At 70.3% G+C, this 20,361-nt stretch carries 20 protein-coding genes and 1 riboswitch; of the genes, 11 read left to right on the forward strand and 9 right to left on the reverse strand.

The window, feature by feature from the left end:
* Positions 1 to 193: 193 nt before the first annotated feature.
* The 4 genes from OG883_RS29715 to OG883_RS29730 all read left to right on the forward strand — a co-directional run bounded on the left by OG883_RS29715 (position 194) and on the right by OG883_RS29730 (position 3,165).
* On the forward strand, positions 194 to 844 hold the full coding sequence (locus tag OG883_RS29715; protein ID WP_266549586.1) for a MerR family transcriptional regulator: 651 nt from the start codon (positions 194 to 196) through the stop codon (positions 842 to 844).
* 332 nt (positions 845 to 1,176) lie between these two features.
* Positions 1,177 to 1,662: a Uma2 family endonuclease gene (locus tag OG883_RS29720; protein WP_266547051.1), complete on the forward strand. Its 486-nt coding sequence runs from the start codon at positions 1,177 to 1,179 to the stop codon at positions 1,660 to 1,662.
* Positions 1,663 to 2,011: 349 nt separating this feature from the next.
* A complete protein-coding gene (locus OG883_RS29725; protein ID WP_266547054.1) occupies positions 2,012 to 2,506 on the forward strand; it encodes a hypothetical protein in 495 nt (164 codons plus the stop codon).
* The gene (locus OG883_RS29730; protein ID WP_266547057.1) at positions 2,506 to 3,165 is read left to right on the forward strand and encodes a hypothetical protein; all 660 of its coding nucleotides are present in this window, start codon (positions 2,506 to 2,508) and stop codon (positions 3,163 to 3,165) included. The genes OG883_RS29725 and OG883_RS29730 overlap by 1 nt, the downstream gene beginning before the upstream one ends.
* A 59-nt stretch (positions 3,166 to 3,224) precedes the next feature.
* Here the strand turns inward: OG883_RS29730 and OG883_RS29735 are convergent, their stop codons facing one another.
* From OG883_RS29735 to thrC, 6 genes are all read right to left on the reverse strand, one after another.
* A complete protein-coding gene (locus OG883_RS29735) occupies positions 3,225 to 3,872 on the reverse strand; it encodes a hypothetical protein (protein ID WP_266547070.1) in 648 nt (215 codons plus the stop codon).
* The gene (locus tag OG883_RS29740) at positions 3,869 to 4,300 is read right to left on the reverse strand and encodes an RNA polymerase sigma factor (protein WP_266547073.1); all 432 of its coding nucleotides are present in this window, start codon (positions 4,298 to 4,300) and stop codon (positions 3,869 to 3,871) included. Before OG883_RS29740 ends, OG883_RS29735 begins: the two co-directional genes overlap by 4 nt.
* A gap of 293 nt (positions 4,301 to 4,593) precedes the next feature.
* Entirely contained in the window at positions 4,594 to 6,216 is a 1,623-nt protein-coding gene (gene groL, locus OG883_RS29745; RefSeq protein WP_266547076.1) for a chaperonin GroEL, read from the reverse strand.
* A gap of 319 nt (positions 6,217 to 6,535) precedes the next feature.
* Complete coding sequence (locus OG883_RS29750; protein WP_005315736.1) at positions 6,536 to 6,739, reverse strand: cold-shock protein; 204 nt, start codon at positions 6,737 to 6,739, stop codon at positions 6,536 to 6,538.
* A gap of 461 nt (positions 6,740 to 7,200) precedes the next feature.
* Entirely contained in the window at positions 7,201 to 7,476 is a 276-nt protein-coding gene (locus OG883_RS29755) for a MoaD/ThiS family protein (RefSeq protein WP_266547079.1), read from the reverse strand.
* A gap of 47 nt (positions 7,477 to 7,523) precedes the next feature.
* Positions 7,524 to 8,810, reverse strand: a complete 1,287-nt coding sequence (gene thrC / locus OG883_RS29760) for a threonine synthase (protein WP_266547082.1) — start codon at positions 8,808 to 8,810, stop codon at positions 7,524 to 7,526.
* A gap of 17 nt (positions 8,811 to 8,827) precedes the next feature.
* Positions 8,828 to 8,955: riboswitch (SAM riboswitch) on the reverse strand.
* 144 nt (positions 8,956 to 9,099) lie between these two features.
* Here thrC and OG883_RS29765 point away from each other — a divergent pair.
* From OG883_RS29765 to OG883_RS29775, 3 genes are all read left to right on the forward strand, one after another.
* Positions 9,100 to 10,038, forward strand: a complete 939-nt coding sequence (locus tag OG883_RS29765; protein WP_266547084.1) for a glucosyl-3-phosphoglycerate synthase — start codon at positions 9,100 to 9,102, stop codon at positions 10,036 to 10,038.
* 122 nt (positions 10,039 to 10,160) lie between these two features.
* The gene (locus tag OG883_RS29770; protein WP_266547087.1) at positions 10,161 to 10,493 is read left to right on the forward strand and encodes a hypothetical protein; all 333 of its coding nucleotides are present in this window, start codon (positions 10,161 to 10,163) and stop codon (positions 10,491 to 10,493) included.
* A 77-nt stretch (positions 10,494 to 10,570) separates the two neighbouring features.
* Entirely contained in the window at positions 10,571 to 12,028 is a 1,458-nt protein-coding gene (locus tag OG883_RS29775) for a trehalose-6-phosphate synthase (RefSeq protein ID WP_266547090.1), read from the forward strand.
* A gap of 262 nt (positions 12,029 to 12,290) precedes the next feature.
* Here OG883_RS29775 and otsB read toward each other — a convergent pair whose 3' ends face one another.
* From otsB to OG883_RS29790, 3 genes are read right to left on the reverse strand one after another with little or no spacing between them, the layout of a single operon-like run.
* Complete coding sequence (otsB, locus tag OG883_RS29780) at positions 12,291 to 13,160, reverse strand: trehalose-phosphatase (protein ID WP_266547093.1); 870 nt, start codon at positions 13,158 to 13,160, stop codon at positions 12,291 to 12,293.
* A 10-nt stretch (positions 13,161 to 13,170) separates the two neighbouring features.
* Entirely contained in the window at positions 13,171 to 13,434 is a 264-nt protein-coding gene (locus tag OG883_RS29785; protein WP_266547096.1) for a DUF3263 domain-containing protein, read from the reverse strand.
* Between the two features lie 47 nt (positions 13,435 to 13,481).
* Complete coding sequence (locus tag OG883_RS29790) at positions 13,482 to 14,738, reverse strand: extracellular solute-binding protein (RefSeq protein ID WP_266547098.1); 1,257 nt, start codon at positions 14,736 to 14,738, stop codon at positions 13,482 to 13,484.
* Between the two features lie 335 nt (positions 14,739 to 15,073).
* On the opposite strand from OG883_RS29790, the gene OG883_RS29795 reads away from it, so the two are divergent.
* The 4 genes from OG883_RS29795 to OG883_RS29810 all read left to right on the forward strand — a co-directional run bounded on the left by OG883_RS29795 (position 15,074) and on the right by OG883_RS29810 (position 20,350).
* Positions 15,074 to 15,970 (forward strand): SIS domain-containing protein, encoded by an 897-nt coding sequence (locus tag OG883_RS29795; protein ID WP_266547101.1) that lies wholly within the window; start codon positions 15,074 to 15,076, stop codon positions 15,968 to 15,970.
* Between the two features lie 1,205 nt (positions 15,971 to 17,175).
* The gene (locus tag OG883_RS29800) at positions 17,176 to 18,114 is read left to right on the forward strand and encodes an ROK family protein (protein WP_266547104.1); all 939 of its coding nucleotides are present in this window, start codon (positions 17,176 to 17,178) and stop codon (positions 18,112 to 18,114) included.
* Positions 18,114 to 19,295, forward strand: a complete 1,182-nt coding sequence (gene nagA, locus OG883_RS29805) for an N-acetylglucosamine-6-phosphate deacetylase (protein WP_266547107.1) — start codon at positions 18,114 to 18,116, stop codon at positions 19,293 to 19,295. Before OG883_RS29800 ends, nagA begins: the two co-directional genes overlap by 1 nt.
* 128 nt (positions 19,296 to 19,423) lie before the next feature.
* Positions 19,424 to 20,350, forward strand: a complete 927-nt coding sequence (locus OG883_RS29810; protein ID WP_266547110.1) for a 1-phosphofructokinase family hexose kinase — start codon at positions 19,424 to 19,426, stop codon at positions 20,348 to 20,350.
* The last annotated feature ends 11 nt before the right edge of the window (positions 20,351 to 20,361 follow it).

Genomic DNA, 20,361 nt, shown 5'->3' on the forward strand with positions numbered 1-20,361 from the left:
CGCGAAGACCATCAGCGGCCGGTGCCAGGACATCCATGAGTTCGAGGTCCGCGAGGACATAGAGCTACCCCCAGAGCATTATGGATAGTGACACTCTCCGCTATCCGATAGTGGAACTATCTATGATGAGCGCGAGGCTGGCAAGTGCAGAGACCGGCCAAGGCGATGACCGAAGGTGAAGGGTGAACACGCGGTGCGCATCGGAGAGCTGAGTCGCAGGACCGGGGTTCCGGTGCCGACGATCAAGTACTACGTACGCGAGGGACTGCTCCCGGCAGGGCGGCTGACGAGCCCGAACCAGGCGAGCTACGACGACGCGCACGAGCGCAGGCTGCGGCTGATCCGCGCGCTGCTGGAGGTGGGCGGGCTCAAGGTGGCGGCCGTCGCGGCGGTCCTCGCGGCGATCGACGACCCCGGCAGGTCTGTGCACAAGGTGCTGGGCGCGGCTACGGACCGGATCGTCCCGCGGTACGGCGACAGCGCGCAGGACGAGGAACTGGAGGCCGCCCGCGAGGAGGTGTCCGAGCTGATCGGGCGGCGCGGCTGGCGGGTCGACCACGACAACCCGGCCGCAGAGGCGCTCGCGGGTGCGCTGGCCGCGCTGGAAGGGGTCGGGCACGGGGAGTTCACCGGGCTGCTCGACGACTACGCGGACGCCGCAGAACAGGTCGCGGGGGTCGACATCGCGTATGTCGGACGTTGGGCGGGCCGGGACGACGTGGTGGAGCGGGCGGTGATCGGCACGGTGCTGGGGGACGCGGTATTCGCATCCCTGCGCCGTCTGGCCCACGTCGACGTTTCGGCACGCGCTTTCGGTGACGAGGGCGGCAGGCCGGCCGACTGAGCGCGGCCCACTGGGGGTCGGGTGGGGGCGGTCCCCAGCGGTGGGGAACGCGCAGGCGGGCCACCCGCCTTCGAACGGGCACACAAACAACGCAACACCGCCGAACGGTGCATCAACCACTTGAAGCGGCATCGCGGCATCGCGGCACGCTACGAGAAGACCGCGACCATGCACCTGACCGACCCGAACGAAACCGGACCAGCCACCGGACGGCCCGCGCTCAAGCCCCGAGCCCCGAACCTCTTCCCAAGGCACCCCAAAGGGTCCATGCGTGACAATTCGGCTCACTCACTCCGGAAGCGGGGCACGATGGAAGGGGAGGAGGCGACGCCATGACCCCCAGCACCGCCAAGCCCCTGCCGGACCAGCTCCACGGGGCCATCATCATGTGGCTTCTGCGCCAGTGCATGCACCAGCGGCCCGAACTCGCGCTGTATCCGGGGCAGGGCCTGACGATCAAGACCTACCGCGAGGGCCGCACCCGGGCGGACGGCGCCCTCGCGCCACTCGATCACTTCGTGAAGCAGCCCGGCGAGTGGGCCGACCCGGACGGCGTCCTCATGGTCGTCGAAGTCACCTCCCCCCACTCCGGCGACGACAGCCGGTGCGACACCGAGAAGCGTGAGGCCTACGCGGCGGCGGGCATCCCCGTGTTCCTCCTCGTCGACCGCGACAAGGAGACGCTCACCGTGTACAGCGATCCGGAGAACGGGGTGTACCGGCACAACCCCGAGCACTCGTACGGAGCGACGGTCAGGATTCCGCACCCGGTCGCCGTCACCCTGGAAACCGAGAGGCTCAAGGGCTACGCCCACTGACCCCCAGGGCGTCTCCGGCCCACCGGCTTCCCTACAGCTCCCGTACAACTCCCCTACATTCAGAGAATTTCATTCTGCAAACATATTGACCCCGTACACATTCGATCATACGGTCGAACCCGTTGGCTGACTGGGGACGAGGGGGAGTTCAGCCCGTTCACGGATGCGGTGGAGATGCCGCAATCCGGCCTCCTTATGCGGTTTTTCCAGGACATGGATCGACCACCCATGCTCCAGCCACGAGGGAATCGACGATGCGCGCGGCCCTGCCGCGCGCCGATCGCACGGGGAAGACACTTTGACAAGCAAATACGCACGCGCAACTGGAAGAGTAGCGTCCTGTACCGCTGTGGCCGTCGCCATAGCCCTGGGTGGAGCAACAACAGCCGAGGCCGACTACTACAGCGGCGGCATGCCGGGGCGGTCGTTCAACGTCAAGGCCGTCGGCATCAACCCCACCTGGGTCGGGTTCCTCGACACCGGGCGCAAGAACTGGAACGGCTCCGGCGCCGGGGCGAACATCGGGCGCAAGTCCAGCGCCAAGGCCACGTTCACGGCCGCACGCTACAACGCCAGCTGGTACGGCGTGTATTCGCCGTCCGGCCTCCGGCCGATCAACCGCGTCTTCAAGATCAAGGTCAACGCGAGGACGCTGGACAGAGACTCCGGTTCGAAGATGACCGAGTGGTGCCGCAGCACCGTCACGCACGAGCTGGGGCACGCGCTCAGCCTCGATGACAACCCGGGCACGCGTAAGGCGTCGCTGATGAAGCACAGCAGGAACCGGGCGACAGTACAAAAGCCCCTGGCATACGACGTGGCCGAAGTGAAGAGGATCTACTGATGAGCGCGATACGGAAGGCCCTCGTCGGCGGATCGGCGCTGATCGCCGTTCTCGCCGCCGCCGGCTGCTCCACGAACGGCGCGTCCAAGGCCACGTCCGAGCCCAAGGGCGAGCCGGACGTCGTGGCCTACGAAGCGGACTACCCCTCCTTCGACTCCATCGACGAGGTCATCAAGAAGTCCGACGTCATCGTCAGGGGGACCGTCATGGGCTCCCGTGTCGAGGAGATGCGGCCCGAGGCGTCGACCGGCGGCGACCCGGCCTCCGATCCGCAGGCCGGGCTTTCTCCCGAAGAAGCCGCCGAAGCGGAACCGGTCGTCGTCACTGTCTCCACCGTCAAGGTCTCCGCAGTGCTGTCCGGAGACGTAGCGGTCGGAGACACGGTCGAAGTCAGCCAGCTCGGCGGCACCCTCGGCGGCGTCACGTACCGGGACAAGACGACCACCTTCCTGGCCAAGGGCAGCACCGAGTACGTGCTGCTGCTCGCCGACCACGGCAGCAAGGCTCCGTACGACCTGCTCAACCCGGAGCAGGCGCTCTACACCGTCAAGCCCGGTGCCCGGGTCGAGCCGGTGTCCGAGGGAGGATTCGACAACGTGGGCGAGGTCGGCCGACTGGCCGCCAAGGCCGAAAAGATCAAGAAGTCGGACCGCCGGTAGCCTGCCGGGCCGGACGAGAAGGCGGGCCCCGCGGATCATCGTCCGCGGGGCCCGCCCTGTCAGCGTTCCAGCCGCAGCGCCGTGCGTGCCTTCTCGCTCAGCGCCACGTCGTTGTCGGCTCCGGCGCGGGCGCGGCCACCCTCGATCCCGTACGAGCCCTGCGTGCTGTTCACCAGGGTGAAACGCCCGTCGTCCTGCCGCTCGAGCAGGAAGACATACTCCTTCCCCTCGGTCAGCGCGGCCGTCTCGGGCCCGGACCCGGGGGTCGTGTAGGCCAGTTCGATGGAACGGCCCGGGGCTTCGCCCTTGGCGATCGCCAGCACATCCGCCGCGGCAACGGTTTCGCTGTAGTCGTCGGCACTCTCCTCGCGTCCGGCACCGAGCCGCGCCCGGACGATCAGGTCGGCCGCCCCTTCCAGCTGCGCCGTGCTTCCGTAGTACGGCTCGTCCGCGACGAGTCGCCCGCCGCCCGGCTCCTCGGGACCTTGCAGGGTCAGGACGGCGACGCCCGCGACCACGGCGGCGGCACCGCAGACGGCGGCGGCCAGGAGGAGCCTGCGCCGGGGTGAGCGGCGGCTCGGCAGGGGAAGCGCCGGACCGGACCCGACCAGAGAGGCGAGCTCGTCGGACGCGCGCGCCGGCATGCCGTCCGCCGTGGTGTCCGGGACCGGATTCGCGCGCTTGATCAGGGACTTCACACGGATCATGCTGACTCCTCGGGCGAGGTGTAGATCTCACGGAACGCTTTGCGGGCACGGTGCAGCCGGACCCAGACGGCGGGCGCGCTGCACTGAAGTACCTCGCCGGCCTCGGCGGCACTGAGGCCGTCCCAGTAGCTCAGGAGCAGTACGTCCCGGTGCGGGGCGGGGAGACGGTCGAGGGTGTCGAGAACGGTGGAGTCCTGTACGGCCGCCGGCATACGGTCCAGCTCTTCGCCGATACGGCCGTGCAGCTCTCTCAGACGTGCCATGGCGCGGTAGTGGTTGCTCAGCAGGTTGCGGGCGGTGACGAAGAGCCGGCCCGCCGAGCTGTCTCCGCCGCCGAGGGCGTGCTCCCACGCGATCCGGAAGACCTCCGCGGTGACTTCCTCCGCCGCACTTCGGTCGCCCACTCTTCGGTAGACGAAGGCGGACACGCGAGGGTACTCACGAACGTACAAGGCCGTGAACCGCGCGGCGCGGTCCCGGTCGCTCCCGGTCTGAATGCTCTCCACACCCTGTATATGTCATGCGCCTGGCAGATCCTTACAGCGCACTCTCCTCTCTCCTCACCCTCCTCACGCCTCGTCACCTCACCTGCCCGGCAGGGCCGTTGGCCGTCGGTCGTCAGTCGTTGGCCGTGCACGCGCGTCCGAAAACGCCCGAGGGCGGCACCCCCCTGGAAGTGGGGGTGCCGCCCTCGGTCAGGACCGGGTCCGAGCCGTCAGGCTCAGAAGTCCATGTCACCGCCCGGCATGCCGCCGCCCGCGGGGGCACCGGCCTTCTCGGGCTTGTCGGCGATAACAGCCTCGGTGGTGAGGAACAGCGCCGCGATGGAGGCCGCGTTCTGCAGAGCAGAGCGGGTCACCTTCGCGGGGTCGATGATGCCCTCGGCGATCATGTCGACGTACTCGCCGGTCGCGGCGTTCAGGCCGTGGCCGACAGGCAGGTTGCGCACCTTCTCGACGATGACGCCACCCTCGAGACCACCGTTGACGGCGATCTGCTTGAGCGGGGCCTCCAGCGCGAGCTTCACGGCGTTCGCGCCGGTCGCCTCGTCGCCCGTGAGCTCGAGCTTCTCGAAGACCGAGGAAGCCTGGAGCAGAGCCACGCCACCACCGGCGACGATGCCCTCCTCGACGGCGGCCTTGGCGTTGCGCACCGCGTCCTCGATGCGGTGCTTGCGCTCCTTGAGCTCCACCTCGGTCGCCGCGCCGGCCTTGATGACGGCCACGCCGCCGGCCAGCTTCGCGAGGCGCTCCTGGAGCTTCTCGCGGTCGTAGTCCGAGTCGGAGTTCTCGATCTCGGCACGGATCTGGTTGACGCGACCCTGAACCTGGTCGCTCTCACCGGCACCGTCGACGATCGTGGTCTCGTCCTTGGTGATGACGACCTTGCGGGCGCGGCCCAGCAGGTCCAGGCCGGCGTTCTCGAGCTTGAGACCGACCTCCTCGGAGATGACCGTGCCGCCCGTGAGGATGGCGATGTCGTTGAGCATGGCCTTGCGGCGGTCACCGAAGCCCGGGGCCTTGACGGCGACGGACTTGAAGGTGCCACGGATCTTGTTGACGACCAGGGTCGACAGGGCCTCGCCCTCGACGTCCTCCGCGATGATCAGCAGCGGCTTGCCGGACTGCATGACCTTCTCGAGCAGCGGAAGGAGGTCCTTCACGTTGCCGATCTTGGAGTTGACGATCAGGACGTACGGGTCGTCGAGCGACGCCTCCATACGCTCCATGTCGGTGGCGAAGTACGCCGAGATGTAGCCCTTGTCAAAGCGCATACCCTCGGTGAGCTCGAGCTCCAGACCGAAGGTCTGGGACTCCTCGACGGTGATGACGCCTTCCTTGCCGACCTTGTCCATGGCCTCGGCGATGAGCTCGCCGATCTGGGTGTCGGCGGCGGAGATGGAGGCGGTCGAAGCGATCTGCTCCTTGGTCTCCACGTCCTTGGCCTGCTCGAGCAGGGCACCGGAGACGGCCTCGACGGCCTTCTCGATACCGCGCTTGAGGGCCATCGGGTTGGCGCCGGCGGCCACGTTGCGCAGGCCCTCGCGGACGAGCGCCTGGGCCAGGACGGTCGCGGTGGTCGTACCGTCACCGGCGACGTCGTCCGTCTTCTTGGCGACTTCCTTGACCAGCTCGGCGCCGATCTTCTCGTACGGGTCCTCGAGCTCGATCTCCTTGGCGATGGAAACACCATCGTTGGTGATCGTGGGGGCGCCCCACTTCTTCTCGAGGACGACGTTGCGGCCCTTGGGGCCAAGGGTGACCTTGACGGCGTCGGCGAGCTGGTTCATCCCGCGCTCGAGACCGCGCCGTGCCTCCTCGTCGAACGCGATGATCTTGGCCATGTGAAGTGGTCCTCCCGGACTGGGGTGGATTGCTCCGGACCGCGCTGGCGCCCGCGACGGACGGCCTGAGAGCCGTACGGTTCCTTGCCCCGGCGGCTCTTCGGGCCTCACCGACCCGGTCCTTAAGTTGTCACTCTCACCTGCAGAGTGCTAACGCCAATGATTAGCACTCGACCCATGAGAGTGCAAGCGGCTCTCACGGACCGGCGGCGGTCGGCAGACAGTCCGCAGACGGTCCGCAGACGCACGAGGGGCCCGCATCCCTGGTGGGATGCGGGCCCCTCGGCGTGAGTGCGTCGGTGGCCGATCGCGCCGAGAATCAGACGGCGAGCTTGACCATGTCCGCCTGCGGACCCTTCTGGCCCTGCGAGATCTCGAATTCGACTCGCTGACCCTCTTCAAGGGTGCGGTACCCATCCATCTGGATCGCGCTGTAGTGGACGAAAACATCCGCACCACCGTCGACCGCGATGAAGCCGTACCCCTTCTCCGCGTTGAACCACTTGACGGTGCCCTGAGCCATGCCTAACTCCCCTATTACTGGCCCTTGCGCAGGACCGCACTTCGCGGACCCGGGTCAGACCTCACCCCGACAGGAGGGGTGTGCGCCGGAACGCGTCGACCGCGGCTGAATGTATCTGCCCAACTGCCCTCTGCAACAGGTCAGTCGGACGAGAAATCCGAGCACGCGAGAACGGATTATTACGCTGAATTCAGTGAATTCCGGGGCAAGTCGGGCCCGGCAAATGACGCCTAAGAGGCAATTCGATCGCGTACTTTGGCTGCTTCTTGTCGCGCCCGGGCGCATTCTCATATGCGCGCGGCACAAGCAGCGGAGGGGGCTTCCCCAACTGTACCGCGCTCAACCATACAGAATTGCCCCCTCCGCTTCTCTTGCGGAGGGGGCAATTCGTATAACTCTGCGTAGCATCCGTCGGGGCCGCGCTTGAGGCGCGTGAGGCTCCTGAGGCGCCTGAGGGGGGATCAGCCTCCGGCAACGGCCGGGATGATCGAGACGCCGGCCCCGTCCGGGGTCGCGGTCTCCAGACCCTGCTCGAAGCGCACATCGTCGTCATTGACGTACACGTTCACGAAGCGGCGCAGCTTGCCCTGGTCGTCCAGGACGCGTGCGGCGATACCGGTGTGGTTCTTCTCCAGGTCCGCGATCACCTCGGAGAGGGTCTCGCCCTGAGCCGGAACCTCGGCCTTGCCGCCCGTGTACGTGCGGAGAATGGTGGGGATGCGGACGTTGACGCTCATGGTGCGTGCCTTCCTTGAGTCTCAGGAGTCCGGGGAGTCCCGGGTGGTCAGCGGGCCAGGCCGGCGTCGCGGAACGCGTCCAGGCTGGGGCGGATCGTCGCGGTCGGACCGGTCGTCGGCGCCACCGCGTCCAGCGTCTTGAGCCCGTCGCCGGTGTTGAGGACGACGGTGGTGAGCGTCGGGTCGAGCACGCCCGCGTCGATCAGCTTCTTGGTGACACCCACGGTCACGCCGCCGGCGGTCTCCGCGAAGATGCCCTCGGTGCGGGCCAGCAGCTTGATCGCGTCGACGATCTGCTCGTCGTCGACGTCCTCGACCGCACCGCCGGTGCGGCGCGCGATGTCCAGCACGTACGGACCGTCGGCCGGGTTGCCGATCGCCAGCGACTTGGCGATGGTGTCCGGCTTCTGGGGCCGTACGACGTCGTGCCCGGCCTTGAAGGCCGTCGACACCGGCGAGCAGCCCTCCGCCTGGGCGCCGAAGATCTTGTACGGCTTGTCCTCGACCAGCCCGAGCCTGATCAGCTCCTGCAGACCCTTGTCGATCTTCGTGAGCTGCGAGCCGGAGGCGATCGGGATCACGATCTGGTCGGGCAGCTGCCAGCCGAGCTGCTCGCAGATCTCGTACGCCAGCGTCTTGGAGCCCTCGCCGTAGTACGGGCGGAGGTTGACGTTGACGAAGCCCCAGCCCTCGCCGAGCGGGTCGCCGATGAGCTCGGAGCAGAAGCGGTTGACGTCGTCGTAGTTGCCCTCGATGCCGACCAGCTCACCGCCGTACACCGCGGCCATGACGACCTTGCCCTGCTCCAGGTCGTGCGGGATGAAGACGCAGGAGCGGAAGCCGGCGCGTGCGGCGGCCGCGCCGACCGCGCCCGCGAGGTTGCCGGTGGAGGAGCAGGAAAGGGTGGTGAAGCCGAAGGCGCGGGCGGCCTCGACGGCGATCGCGACGACACGGTCCTTGAAGGAGTGCGTCGGGTTGCCGGAGTCGTCCTTGACGTACAGGCCGCCGGTGACACCCAGTTCACGGGCGAGGTTGTCGGCCTTGACCAGCTTGGTGAAGCCGGGGTTGATGTTCGGCTTGTCGGCCACGTCGGCGGGGACGGGCAGCAGCGGGGCGTAGCGCCAGATGTTGTCGGGGCCCGATTCGATCTGCTTGCGAAGCTCTTCCGGGTTGCCGCTCGGCAGGTCGTACGCGACTTCGAGCGGCCCGAAACACAGGGCGCAGGCGAAGATCGGGCCGAGTTCGAATCGCTCTCCGCATTCGCGGCAGGAGAGTGCGGCGGCGGGACCCAGGTTCACAGGGGTCGTGGTGCTCGAAACAGTCTGCACAGCCATGGTGGCGAGGCCCTTTCTCCTCATCTTCCTCGTGACGCATTTCGCCACAAGACGGAATTGGCACCTTCCCCACCGTGACCTCGCGGTCGGCGGGAGGGTTGCCGGGACTTCAACGGGCCGTTCCCTCTGTCCCTCTGGATGAGCGCTATTCGGTTATCAGCGTGAAGACCCCCGACATGCGACGGTCATCCGCGTTGTTCAAGACTGTAACCGAAGGCCCGGACGCTTGAGATAGTCGTCCGAACCGCGAGATGGATCACAAGGTCCGGATGTCAAGGGAGACGCGCACGTGCTGGAAGAGGTGGAGCGTTGGCTGACCAGGCGTTCCTGGTCGGCGGCCGACCGCCCGCTCGACCGGCTGATGGCCGCCAAACGCGGCACGACCGTCAGCGTCGTCCTGCCTGCGCTCGACGAGGAAGCGACCGTCGGCGACATCGTCACCGCGATCCGCCGCGAGCTGATGGAGGCGGTCCCGCTCGTCGACGAGCTGGTCGTCGTCGACTCGGGCTCGAGCGACCGTACGGCCGAGGTGGCCGCTGCCGCGGGCGCGCGCGTGGTGCACCGGGACGTGATCCTGCCCCGGATACCGGCCGTCCCCGGCAAGGGCGAGGTGCTGTGGCGGTCACTGATGGTGACCACCGGCGACATCGTCTGTTTCATCGACGCGGATCTGCGGGAGTTCTCGGCCAACTTCGTCTCCGGGATCGTGGGGCCGCTGCTGACCGACCCCGAGGTGCAGTTCGTCAAGGCGATGTACGACCGGCCGCTGGGGGACGTGGCCGGTCAGGGCGGCCGGGTGACCGAGCTGGTGGCCCGCCCGCTGCTCAATCTGCACTGGCCGCAGCTGGCCGGGTTCGTCCAGCCGCTGGGCGGTGAGTACGCGGCGCGGCGCTCGCTGCTGGAGCGGCTGCCCTTCCCGGTCGGTTACGGCGTGGAGCTGGGCCTGCTCGTCGACGCGCTGCACACGGTGGGCCTGGACGCGCTGGCCCAGGTGGACGTCGGCTCGCGCAAGCACCGCCACCAGGACGGGCAGGCGCTGGGCAGGATGGCCGCCGCGATCTACCGTACGGCCCAACTGCGGCTCTCCCGGGGCCACTTGGTGCGGCCTTCGCTCATCCAGTTCGAGCGGGGCGAGGACGGCTTCGTACCGCGGACGCACCCGGTGGACACGGAGGAGCGGCCGCCGATGCGCGAGATCGGTGAGTACGCGGCGCGTCGCGCGGCCTAACCGTATCTATTCGGTCTTTCTGTCTTAATTTCGCATTTATGGGCTTGAGAGGCTTGAGACTTCGTACGGGCGCTCCGCGCCGCAGTGCCGGGCTGCCCCGACTCCTCGGGGCCCTGGCGGTCATGACCACCGCCGTGACCGGGGTGGTGGTTCCGGGGCAGGCCGCGGCCGAGGTCGTCTCCCCCCTCGGCGGCCGCGTGGCTCCCGCCGTCGCGTCGCCGGACCCGGTCCCGGAACCTGATTCGGATTCGGATTCGGACCGGGTCCCTGATTCGGATTCGGACCGGGTCCCGGGCCGGAACGCCCCTCCCCTGCCCGCGCCGAGTCCCGCCGGCGAGATGGCCAGGAGCAGCAGCGCGGCCGAGCGGCTGTGGCTGCTGGGCGGTGTGGCGCTGAGCCTGGCCGCGGCCGGAGTGGTCGCCATCGCCGCCACGCGCGTGCGCCGCAACCCATGACCTGTTTGCCACGATCGTCGCCCCCTGAGAGCCGCACGCACGTTTGAGGGTTTACGGGACGGGCTAGGTTTCGGCACATGGTCTCCGAGCACACTGCTGCCCAGGTCCTCGTCGCGTCCAACCGCGGCCCGGTCTCGTACACACTGAGCGAGGACGGCTCGCTGGGTGCCCGCCGCGGCGGGGGCGGGCTGGTTTCCGGACTCTCCGCCATCGGCTCCGAAGCAGAGGCGCTGTGGGTGTGCGCCGCGCTGAGCGACGGAGACCGCGAGGCGGTCCGGAGCGGGGTCGGCGAGCCCGGCGTGCGGATGCTCGACATCGACGCGTCCGTCCACTCCGACGCGTACAACGGCATCGCGAACTCCGTGCTCTGGTTCGTCCACCACATGCTGTACCAGACCCCGCTGGAACCGGTCTTCGACGCCGAGTTCCGGCGGCAGTGGGGTGCGTACGAGACGTACAACCGGGCCTTCGCCGAGGCGCTGGCCGAGAGCGCGGCCGAGGGCGCGGCGGTCCTGGTGCAGGACTACCACCTGGCGCTGGTCCCGGGGATGCTCCGGGAGCTGCGGCCCGACCTGCGGATCGGGCACTTCTCGCACACGCCGTGGGCGCCCATCGAGTACTTCAGGATGCTGCCGGACGACATCGGCGAGCAGTTGCTGCTCGGAATGCTCGGCGCCGACCGGGTGGGATTCCTGACCTGGCGGTGGGCGCAGGCGTTCCAGGGCTGCTGCGGGGCGGCGCTGACGGCGCACGACGTGACGACGTACTGGCCGAAGGACGAGCCGCCCAGCGTCGAGTTCCGGCCGCACGGGCAGCAGCGCAAGCGGACGGTGATCGGCGTGCACGGGCTCGGCGCGGACGCGGACTTCCTGCGGGAGCGGTCGCGGCGGGCCGATGTGGAGGAGCGGCTGGCCGCGCTGCGCGAGCAGGTGGGCCCGGGACGGAAGACGATCGTCCGGGTGGACCGTACGGAGCTGTCGAAGAACATCGTGCGGGGCATGCTGGCCTACCGGGCCCTGCTCGACGACCACCCCGAGTGGCGGGGCCGGGTCGTCCATGTCGCCTTCGCGTACCCGTCGCGGCAGGACCTGGCCGTCTACCGGGAGTACACGGCCGAGGTGTCCCGGGTCGCGGAGGAGATCAACTCCCTTTACGGAACGGGCGACTGGACCCCGGTCGTCCTCCATGTGAAGGACGACTTCGCCCGCTCGCTGGCCGCATACCGGCTGGCGGACGTGGCCCTGGTCAACCCGATCCGCGACGGCATGAATCTGGTCGCCAAGGAGATCCCGATCGTCTCGGACCACGGCGTCGCCCTGGTCCTCTCGCGCGAGGCGGGCGCCCACGAGGAGCTGCGCGAGGACGCGATCACGGTGAACCCGTACGACGTGACGGGCACGGCGGCGGCGCTCCACAAGGCCCTGACCATGCCGGAGGCCGAGCGGGCGGAACACACCAAGCGGCTGGCCGCGGCGGCGACCGCGCTGCCACCGCAGCGGTGGTTCCTGGAGCAGCTGGAGGCGCTGCGCGCGTAGGCGTGTCTTTCGGGTGTCTTGCGGGTGCTTTCGAGTGTCTTGCGGGTGCCTCGGGGTGTCCTCGGCAGCGTGCCGGATCAGTGAGCGGGATCTGGCGTGGTGCGTCCGTCGCAAGGCGAACACACCTCCTGGCCGCGGGCGGCGTGGGAGACGGTCCAGCCCCGGCGAAGGGCGCGGTGGGAGACGGTCCAGCCCCGGCGAACGGCGCGGTGGGAGACGGCCGGCGCCGGGCCGCGTGCGCGGTGGCAGGCGCCGGGCGCGGTCAGCCCCGGGCCGGGGGCGAGATGGCCGCCGCCAGCGCCGCGAGGAACTTGACCACCGCGACGGGGCCGCCCGGCAGCAGCAGATCCGCGCGGTCCGCCAGCTCCGGGACCTCCGCGCTGCCGCTGCACACCAGCAGGCCGGGGACGCCGTCCGAGCGAAGCTTCTCGACCGCCCCGAAGGCGGGCAGGTCGCCGAGGTCGTCCCCGGCGTAGAGCACGGCCTGGGCGTCCACCTCCCGTACGTACTCCAGCAGTGCCACGCCCTTGTCCATGCCGGGCGGGCGCAGCTCCAGGACCATGCGGCCCGGCTCCACGATCAGACCGTGGCGCGCGGCGAGCGCGGCGAGCGGTTCGCGCAGGGCCTCGAAGGCGGCCTGCGGGTCGGACGCGCGGCGGGTGTGGACCGCGACGGCCTGCCCCTTCTCCTCGATCCAGGTGCCGCTCCAGGACCCGATCCGGTCCAGGAACCCCGGCAGTTCGGCGCGGGCGGCCGCGACCCCGGGGAAGGGAGTGGGCGTACGGACGGTGCCGCTGACCGCATCCCACCGCTCGGCGCCGTAGTGGCCGAGGACGACGAGGTGATCGAGGCCCGGCACCCCGGCGAAGCCGCCGTACCGGACGGCGACACCGGCGGGCCGGCCGGTGACCACGGCGACGGAGGCGACCTGCGGCGCGAGCGCGGCGAGCGCGGGAACGGCACCGGGGTGGGCGCGGGCCCGCTCGGGGTCGGGCACGATCTCGGCGAGGGTGCCGTCGAAGTCGAGGGCGACGACGGCTGTGCCCGGCCGGGCAAGAAGTGCGGCCAGACCGTCACGGCCCGCCGGGGTGGACGGCGTCGGCAAAGGGTGCGCGTACGGGGAGCTGCCCATGCACCCGACCCTATCGGCGACTTCGGCGCGCGTCTCTCACACGGCGGAGCCGGTTGACCGTGACCGGATCGTGGACCAGGGCGCGCTCGTCGTCGATGAGGGCGTTCAGGAGCTGGTAGTAGCGGACCGGGGAGATGCCGAGCTGCTCCCTGATGGCCCGCTCCTTCGCGCCGGGCCCCGGCCAGGAGTGACGCTCCATGGCCAGTACGGCACGGTCGCGCTCGGAGAGCACCTCGTTGTCGGCCCGCTGCTCGTCGGCCGGCTCATCGGTCATACGAACCAACATATCCGCGCGGCGAGGCTCGCTGCCCTGCCGCTGACCTACTCGGCGTTCTCCGCGGCGGTGGCGTCACGGGCTATCCGGCCCAGGGTGGCCGCCGGGCTGCCGTCCTTCTCCACCGCAGTGCCGATGTTCTTCTTGATGTTCTCGCTGACCGCGGCCCACGACGTCTTGCCGACCGGCGGAAGCACCGAGGTCGGGAGCTCCTCGAGGAACTTCTTCAGGTCCTTGTGCTCCGGGTTCTTCTCCATCGCCTCGGACGCGGAGATCGTCACCGGCAGCAGGTCGTTCTGGCCCGCAAACTCCAGGACGTTCTTGTCACTGAAGACGAAGTCCAGGAACTTGCCGATCTCGGCCCGGTGGTCGTTCTGCTTGAAGCCCATGATCCAGTCGGCGACGCCCATCGCCGCCTTGGCCTCGCCCTCCTTGCCGGGCAGCGGCACCTTGCCGACCTCCACGCCCGCCTTCTTGGCGGCCTGCATCAGCGAGGGGTGGCCGTTGAGCATGCCGACCTCGCCGCGGGTGAAGGCGGCGAAGGCATCCTTGCGGTTCAGCTTGGAGGGAGCGACCGGGCCGGTGAGCTTCTGGTCGACCAGGTTGTCCTTCAGCCAGTCGAAGGTCTCTATGTTCTGCGGCGAGTCGATGGAGTACTTGTCGACCGCGTCGGTGTACCCGTCACCGCCGCTGAGCAGCCACATCATGGTCTCGGCCTGGGCCTCTTCCGGCCCCAGCGGCAGCGCGAAGGGGAACTTCACGTCCGTGTTCAGCTTCAGCTTCTCGGCGTCGGCCCGCAGGTCGTCCCAGGTCTCGGGGTCCTCGGTGATACCGGCCTCGGTGAAGAGCTTCTTGTTGTAGAAGAGCAGCCGGGTGGAGGCGACGAACGGCAGTCCGTACTGCACGCGCCGCTGCTCGCCGGCGTCGACGAGCGGGCCGAGGAAGTTGGACTGCACCGGGATGGAGAGCATCTGGTCGGCGGTGTAGAGCTTGTCCGCAGCGGCGTAGTCGGCATACGCGCCGATCTGAGCGATGTCCGGGGCGTCGCCGGCCTTGACCATCTCGGCGACCTTGCGGTCGACGTCGTTCCAGGACTCGATCTGAACGTCGATCTTGATGCCGGGGTTCTCGGACTCGAAGGCGCCGGCCAGATCGGCCCAGTACTTCTTGCTGCTCTCGCCACCGGCCACGTCGTAGTCGGCCGCCACCAACTTGAGAGTGACCTCGCCGGAGCCGCTCGAGCTGCCACAGCCCGAGAGCGCCACCGTCGTACCCAGTGCGGCGAATACCGCGGTCAAACCCAAGAAGCGCCGCTGCACAGCTCTTCCCCACCCTCTGCTGTTGATTGCCCGTTTGTTCCAGGGTCCCCCGTGACGTCCTGTGAGATGAGCTGCGATATTTCCTCATGACGGGGTATGAGGTCTACACCACCGGTGGTATCACTTCTGCAACGTCACCACCAAAGTGGGGCGGCATTGCCCGCGTACGGCGCGGGCTGCTAAGCACGTCCCGTCCCGGCACGCAGTGGGCGGTGCCCGTCCTGAGTCCCGAGCCCCGAGCCCCGAGCCCCGAGCCCCAAGTCCCGAGTCCCGAGTCCCGAGTCCCTGAGTTACGCGTACATCGCTAGGAGTCTTGCCGCATGTCCCGTACCGCAGCAGAGATAGCCACCCAGCCCACCTGCTGGCGCCGAGCGGCCGAGGCCGCCGCCGCCTTCGAGGGACTGCCGAAGCCGGGTGAGCGCGTGGCCGTCACCGGATGCGGGACGTCCTGGTTCATGGCGATCGCCTACGCGGCGCTGCGTGAGGCTGCGGGGCAGGGGGAGACCGACGCGTTCGCGTCGTCCGAGTTCCCGGCGGGCCGGTCCTACGACCGGGTCGTCGCGATCACCCGTTCCGGCACCACGACGGAGGTGCTTGAGCTGCTGGACGCCCTGCGGGGCAAGGTCCCCACGCTGGCCCTGACGGCCGATCCGAAGACGCCCGTCATGGAGGCGGCGGACGCGGTGGCGGTGCTCGACTGGGCGGACGAGGAGTCGGTCGTCCAGACCCGGTTCGCGACGACGGCGCTGGCGTTCCTGCGGGCGGGGCTCGGCGACATCCCGGGCGTGAAGTCCCTCACGGACGCGGCGGTCGACGCGGAGCTCGCGATCACCGAGCCGCTGCCGGAAGCGGTCGTGGCGGCGGAGCAGTGGACGTTCCTGGGCCGCGGCTGGACGTACGGGCTGGCGCTGGAGGCGGGCCTGAAGATGCGCGAGGCGGCGGGCGCGTGGACGGAGTCGTACCCCGCGATGGAGTACCGCCACGGCCCGATCTCGATCACCGGCCCGGGGCGGGTGACCTGGGTCTTCGGGCCGCTTCCGGAAGGCCTGGCCGGGGATGTGGCCCGGGTGGGCGGCACGCTGGTGGCCCGCCAGGAGGCGGACCCGCTGGCGGACCTGATCCGCGCGCAGCGCCTGGCGGTGACGCTTGCGGAGTCGCGGGGCTTCGACCCGGACCACCCCCGCAACCTGACGCGCAGCGTCATCCTCACCTCCTGAGCACGGGGGCCGCGGGCGGCCTCCGGCACGGGTCCCTTCGGCGTGCGGCTCGGGCCTGTGGCGCGGGGTCCTGCCTTGGCGCGGGCGCATCCGGCTCGGGCCCCTGCTCGCTGCGGGCGCGGGTGGCTCGGGCTCGTGGTGCGGGGTCCTGTCCGGTGCGGGCTCCGGGGCCCCTCCGGGCTCGACTCCTCGGAGTCGGCGGCATACAGGGCCCCGATTTCGCGGGCCGGGTCCTGCCGCCAATCCCCTGCGGGGACGACCCTGCACGGCCCCTCCCCCAGCGGAACGGGACGGGCGTGGGCCAGCCCGTGGCTCGGGGGCCTGTCCGGTGCGGGCGCATGTGACTCGGGCCCGTGGTGCGGGGTCCCGTCCGGTGCGGGCGCGGGTGGCTCGGGCCTGTGGCGCGGGGTCCTGCCTTGGCGCGGGCGCATCCGGCTCGGGCCCGTGGCGCGGGGCCCTGTCCAGTGCGGGCTCCGGGGCCCCTCCGGGCTCGACTCCTCGGAGTCGGCGGCATACAGGGCCCCGATTTCGCGGGCCGGGTCCTGCCGCCAATCCCCTGCGGGGACGACCCTGCACGGCCCCTCCCCCAGCGGAACGGGACGGGCGTGGGCCAGCCCGTGGCTCGGGGGCCTGCCTTGGCGCGGGCGCGGGTGGCTCGGGCCCGTGGCGCGGGGCCCTGTCCAGTGCGGGCTCCGGGGCCCCTCCGGGCTCGACTCCTCGGAGTCGGCGGCATACAGGGCCCTGTCTTAGTGGGCCCGGTCCTGCCGCCAATCCCCTGCGGGGACGACCCTCCACGGCCCCTCCCTACCAGAACGGGAAATGGGTGTGGGCCCGCCCCTGTGGTGCGGGTCCGGCAGCCCTCACACCTCGAAAGTCCCCGCCGAGCCGGATGCGGCGACGCGAAGCCGCAGCGTGGTGGGGGGTGCGGGAGCGTCAACCGCCACGCCCCGCCGCACGGCACCAGCGGCCCCTGTTTCTCGGGCTCCGCGGCGAAGCCGCCGGAGCGGTGGGGGTGCGGGCGTCAGCCCCCGCACCCCCACGGGGGGCTGGGGGCACCGCCCCCAGTTCGGGAAGGGGCGGGGTGGGGGAACAAGCCCACGGTCACCGAACACGCTTCCCCCTCCAGGGCCCCGTTTTGTATGCGTCCGCAACAATCCGTCGTAGTGGACTAGACCTTTCCTGGGTGTACGCGCCAGACTGTGCACGTGAGACACGTCATCGCCCTCGATGTGGGCGGCACCGGGATGAAGGCCGCCCTCGTCGGGGTGGACGGGACGCTGCTGTACGAGGCGCGGCGCGCGACCGGGCGGGAGCGCGGGGCCGACGCCGTCGTCGATTCCGTCCTCGGTTTCGCCGCCGAGCTGCACGCGCACGGCTCCGAACACCTCGGCGAGCCCGCCGAGGCCGCCGGAGTCGCCGTCCCCGGCATCGTCGACGCCGACCGCGGCATCGCCGTCTACGCCGCCAACCTCGGCTGGCGCGATGTGCCGCTCAGAGCGCAACTCGCCGAGCGGCTCGGCGGCGTACCCGTCGCCCTCGGGCACGACGTCCGGACCGGCGGCCTCGCCGAGGGCCGGATCGGGGCCGGCAAGGGCGCCGACCGGTTCCTGTTCGTGGCGCTCGGCACCGGCATCGCCGGGGCCATCGGTGTCGCCGGGGCGATCGAGGCCGGCGCCCACGGGTCTGCCGGCGAGATCGGCCACATCGTGGTGCGGCCACAGGGCCCCGCCTGCGGCTGCGGCCAACGCGGCTGCCTCGAGACCCTCGCCTCCGCCGCCGCGGTGACAAAGGCCTGGGCGGAGGCCTCCGGCGACGCGGACGCGGACGCCGCCGACTGCGCGAAGGCCGTCGCGTCGGGCGACGAGAGGGCCGTACGGGTCTGGCAGAACGCCATCGGCGCCCTCGCCGACGGGCTCGTCACCGCGCTCACCCTCCTCGACCCCCGCACCCTGATCATCGGTGGCGGTCTCGCCGAGGCAGGGGAAACCTTGTTCACACCACTTCGGGCCGCGGTCGAGGAGCGAGTCACGTTCCAGAAGCTGCCCGCCATCGTCCCGGCGGCCCTCGGGGACACTGCCGGCTGCCTGGGCGCAGGGCTGCTCGCCTGGGATCTGCTCGCCATCGACTCGGAGGTAACCGACTAATGGCCGCACGCGCCGCACGCGCCGCAAGCGCCGCCCGCGCCGGAAGCACCGTTCTCGCCGGCGCCCGGGTGGTACTGCCGACCGGGGTCGTCGAGAACGGGCGGGTCATCGTCGAAGGCCGGAAGATCGTCGGCGCGGCGCCCGCCGACGCCCCCGCCCGCGACCTGTCCGGCCACTGGGTCGTCCCCGGCTTCGTCGACATCCACAACCACGGCGGCGGCGGCGCCTCCTTCACCTCCGGCGGCGCCGAGGACGTACTGAAGGGCGTGGCAACCCACCGCGAGCATGGCACCACCACCCTCGTGGCCTCCACCGTCACCGGTGAGATGGACTTCCTCGCCCACCGGGCCGGATTCCTGTCCGAGCTCGTCGAGCAGGGCGACCTGGCGGGCATCCACTTCGAGGGACCGTTCATCTCGCCGTGCCGCAAGGGCGCGCACAGCGAGGAACTACTGCGCGACCCCGACCCGGCGGAGGTCAGGAAGCTGATCGACGCGGCGCGCGGTACGGCGAGGATGGTGACCCTCGCCACCGAACTGCCCGGCGGCATCGACTCCGTACGGCTGCTCGCCGAGCACGGCGTGATCGCCGCGATCGGCCACACGGACGCGACGTACGAACAGACCGTCGAGGCGATCGACGCGGGCGCGACCGTGGCGACCCATCTCTTCAACGCGATGCCCGCCCTCGGCCATCGCGCGCCGGGCCCGATCGCCGCGCTCCTCGAGGACGAGCGGATCACGGTCGAGCTGATCAACGACGGCACGCATCTGCACCCCGCCGCCCTGGAGCTCGCCTTCCACCGCGCGGGCGCGGGCCGGGTCGCCTTCATCACGGACGCCATGGACGCGGCGGGCTTCGGCGACGGCCGCTACGAACTCGGCCCGCTCGCCGTCGAGGTCAAGGACGGGGTGGCCCGGCTGGTGGAGGGCGGCTCGATCGCGGGCTCCACGCTCACCCTGGACACCGCCTTCAGGCGCGCGGCCACCATCGACCGGCTGCCGGTCGAGGACATCGTCCGGGCCATCTCCGCCAACCCGGCGAAGCTGCTCGGCATGTACGACACGGTCGGCTCACTGGAGCCCGGCAAAGACGCCGACCTGGTGGTTCTCGACGCGACGTTCACGCTCAAGGGCGTGATGCGCAAGGGCGAATGGGTGATTGACCCACAAGTAGGGTGATTTAGCGGCATGTTAGGGCAAGGCGGGTTGGACCGGGACTGCGTCGGGGGCTGGGCCAACCGCCTTCCGTTTGGCATGATCAGGCCCCGTACGAACACGGCCAGCACGTCTCCGGGGGGTGTCTACGGGTGATCCTGACGGTCACGCTCAACACCGCTCTCGACATCACCTACCGGGTCCCCGCGCTGACCCCGCACGCGAGCCACCGCGTCCGCGAGGTCCGCGAGCGCCCCGGCGGCAAGGGCCTCAACGTCGCCCGTGTGCTCGCCGCGCTCGGCCACGAGAGTGTCGTCACCGGCTACGCCGGCGGGGCCACCGGGGCCGTACTGCGCGATCTGCTGGCCCCTCTCGCACCCCATGACGCGCTCGTCCCGATCGCCGGGAGCACCCGCCGTACCCTGGCCGTCGTCGACGACGCGAGCGGCGACACCACCCAGCTGAACGAGCCCGGCCCCACCGTCACCACCGAGGAGTGGGCCGCCTTCCTGGAGACGTACGGATCGCTGCTGCGGGAGGCCGACGCCGTCGCGCTGTGCGGCAGCCTGCCGCCCGGCATCCATGTGGGCGCGTACGCCGACCTGATCCGCCGGGCCCGCGCCGCACACGTCCCCGTGCTCCTCGACACCAGCGGCGAACCGCTGCGCCGCGGCATCGCCGCCCGCCCGGACCTGGTCAAGCCCAACGCCGACGAGCTCGCCCAGCTCACCGGCTCCCGCGAACCGCTGCGCGCCACCCGCGACGCCCGCCGCCGCGGGGCGCACGCGGTCGTCTCCTCGCTCGGCCCGCAGGGCGTACTCGCCGCCACCCCGGACGGCGTCTGGCAGGCGGTCCCGCCCGCGCCGGTGAAGGGCAATCCGACGGGCGCGGGCGACTCCGCGGTGGCCGGTCTGCTCTCCGGGCTGGTGGAACGACTCCCCTGGCCCGAACGCCTCTCCCGGGCGGTCGCACTGTCGGCGGCGACCGTACTGGCCCCGGCGGCGGGCGAGTTCGACCTCGCCGCGTACGAGGACCTGCTGCCGCGCATCGCGGTGACCGAGCACGCGGAAGCAGCGTGACAAGGGGGCCG

This window comes from Streptomyces sp. NBC_01142 (assembly GCF_026341125.1).
In the GTDB taxonomy this organism is placed as follows: Bacteria; Actinomycetota; Actinomycetes; order Streptomycetales; family Streptomycetaceae; genus Streptomyces.

Bases quoted from the DNA above. Each gene is read 5' to 3' on its own strand.
- OG883_RS29720 (WP_266547051.1), top strand. From the start codon at position 1,177: ATGACCCCCAGCACCGCCAAGCCCCTGCCGGACCAGCTCCACGGGGCC.
- OG883_RS29730 (WP_266547057.1), top strand. From the start codon at position 2,506: ATGAGCGCGATACGGAAGGCCCTCGTCGGCGGATCGGCGCTGATCGCC.
- OG883_RS29735 (WP_266547070.1), bottom strand. From the start codon at position 3,872: ATGATCCGTGTGAAGTCCCTGATCAAGCGCGCGAATCCGGTCCCGGAC.
- groL (WP_266547076.1), bottom strand. From the start codon at position 6,216: ATGGCCAAGATCATCGCGTTCGACGAGGAGGCACGGCGCGGTCTCGAG.
- OG883_RS29750 (WP_005315736.1), bottom strand. From the start codon at position 6,739: ATGGCTCAGGGCACCGTCAAGTGGTTCAACGCGGAGAAGGGGTACGGC.
- OG883_RS29755 (WP_266547079.1), bottom strand. From the start codon at position 7,476: ATGAGCGTCAACGTCCGCATCCCCACCATTCTCCGCACGTACACGGGC.
- thrC (WP_266547082.1), bottom strand. From the start codon at position 8,810: ATGGCTGTGCAGACTGTTTCGAGCACCACGACCCCTGTGAACCTGGGT.
- OG883_RS29770 (WP_266547087.1), top strand. From the start codon at position 10,161: ATGACCACCGCCGTGACCGGGGTGGTGGTTCCGGGGCAGGCCGCGGCC.
- OG883_RS29775 (WP_266547090.1), top strand. From the start codon at position 10,571: ATGGTCTCCGAGCACACTGCTGCCCAGGTCCTCGTCGCGTCCAACCGC.
- otsB (WP_266547093.1), bottom strand. From the start codon at position 13,160: ATGGGCAGCTCCCCGTACGCGCACCCTTTGCCGACGCCGTCCACCCCG.
- OG883_RS29785 (WP_266547096.1), bottom strand. From the start codon at position 13,434: ATGACCGATGAGCCGGCCGACGAGCAGCGGGCCGACAACGAGGTGCTC.
- OG883_RS29795 (WP_266547101.1), top strand. From the start codon at position 15,074: ATGTCCCGTACCGCAGCAGAGATAGCCACCCAGCCCACCTGCTGGCGC.
- nagA (WP_266547107.1), top strand. From the start codon at position 18,114: ATGGCCGCACGCGCCGCACGCGCCGCAAGCGCCGCCCGCGCCGGAAGC.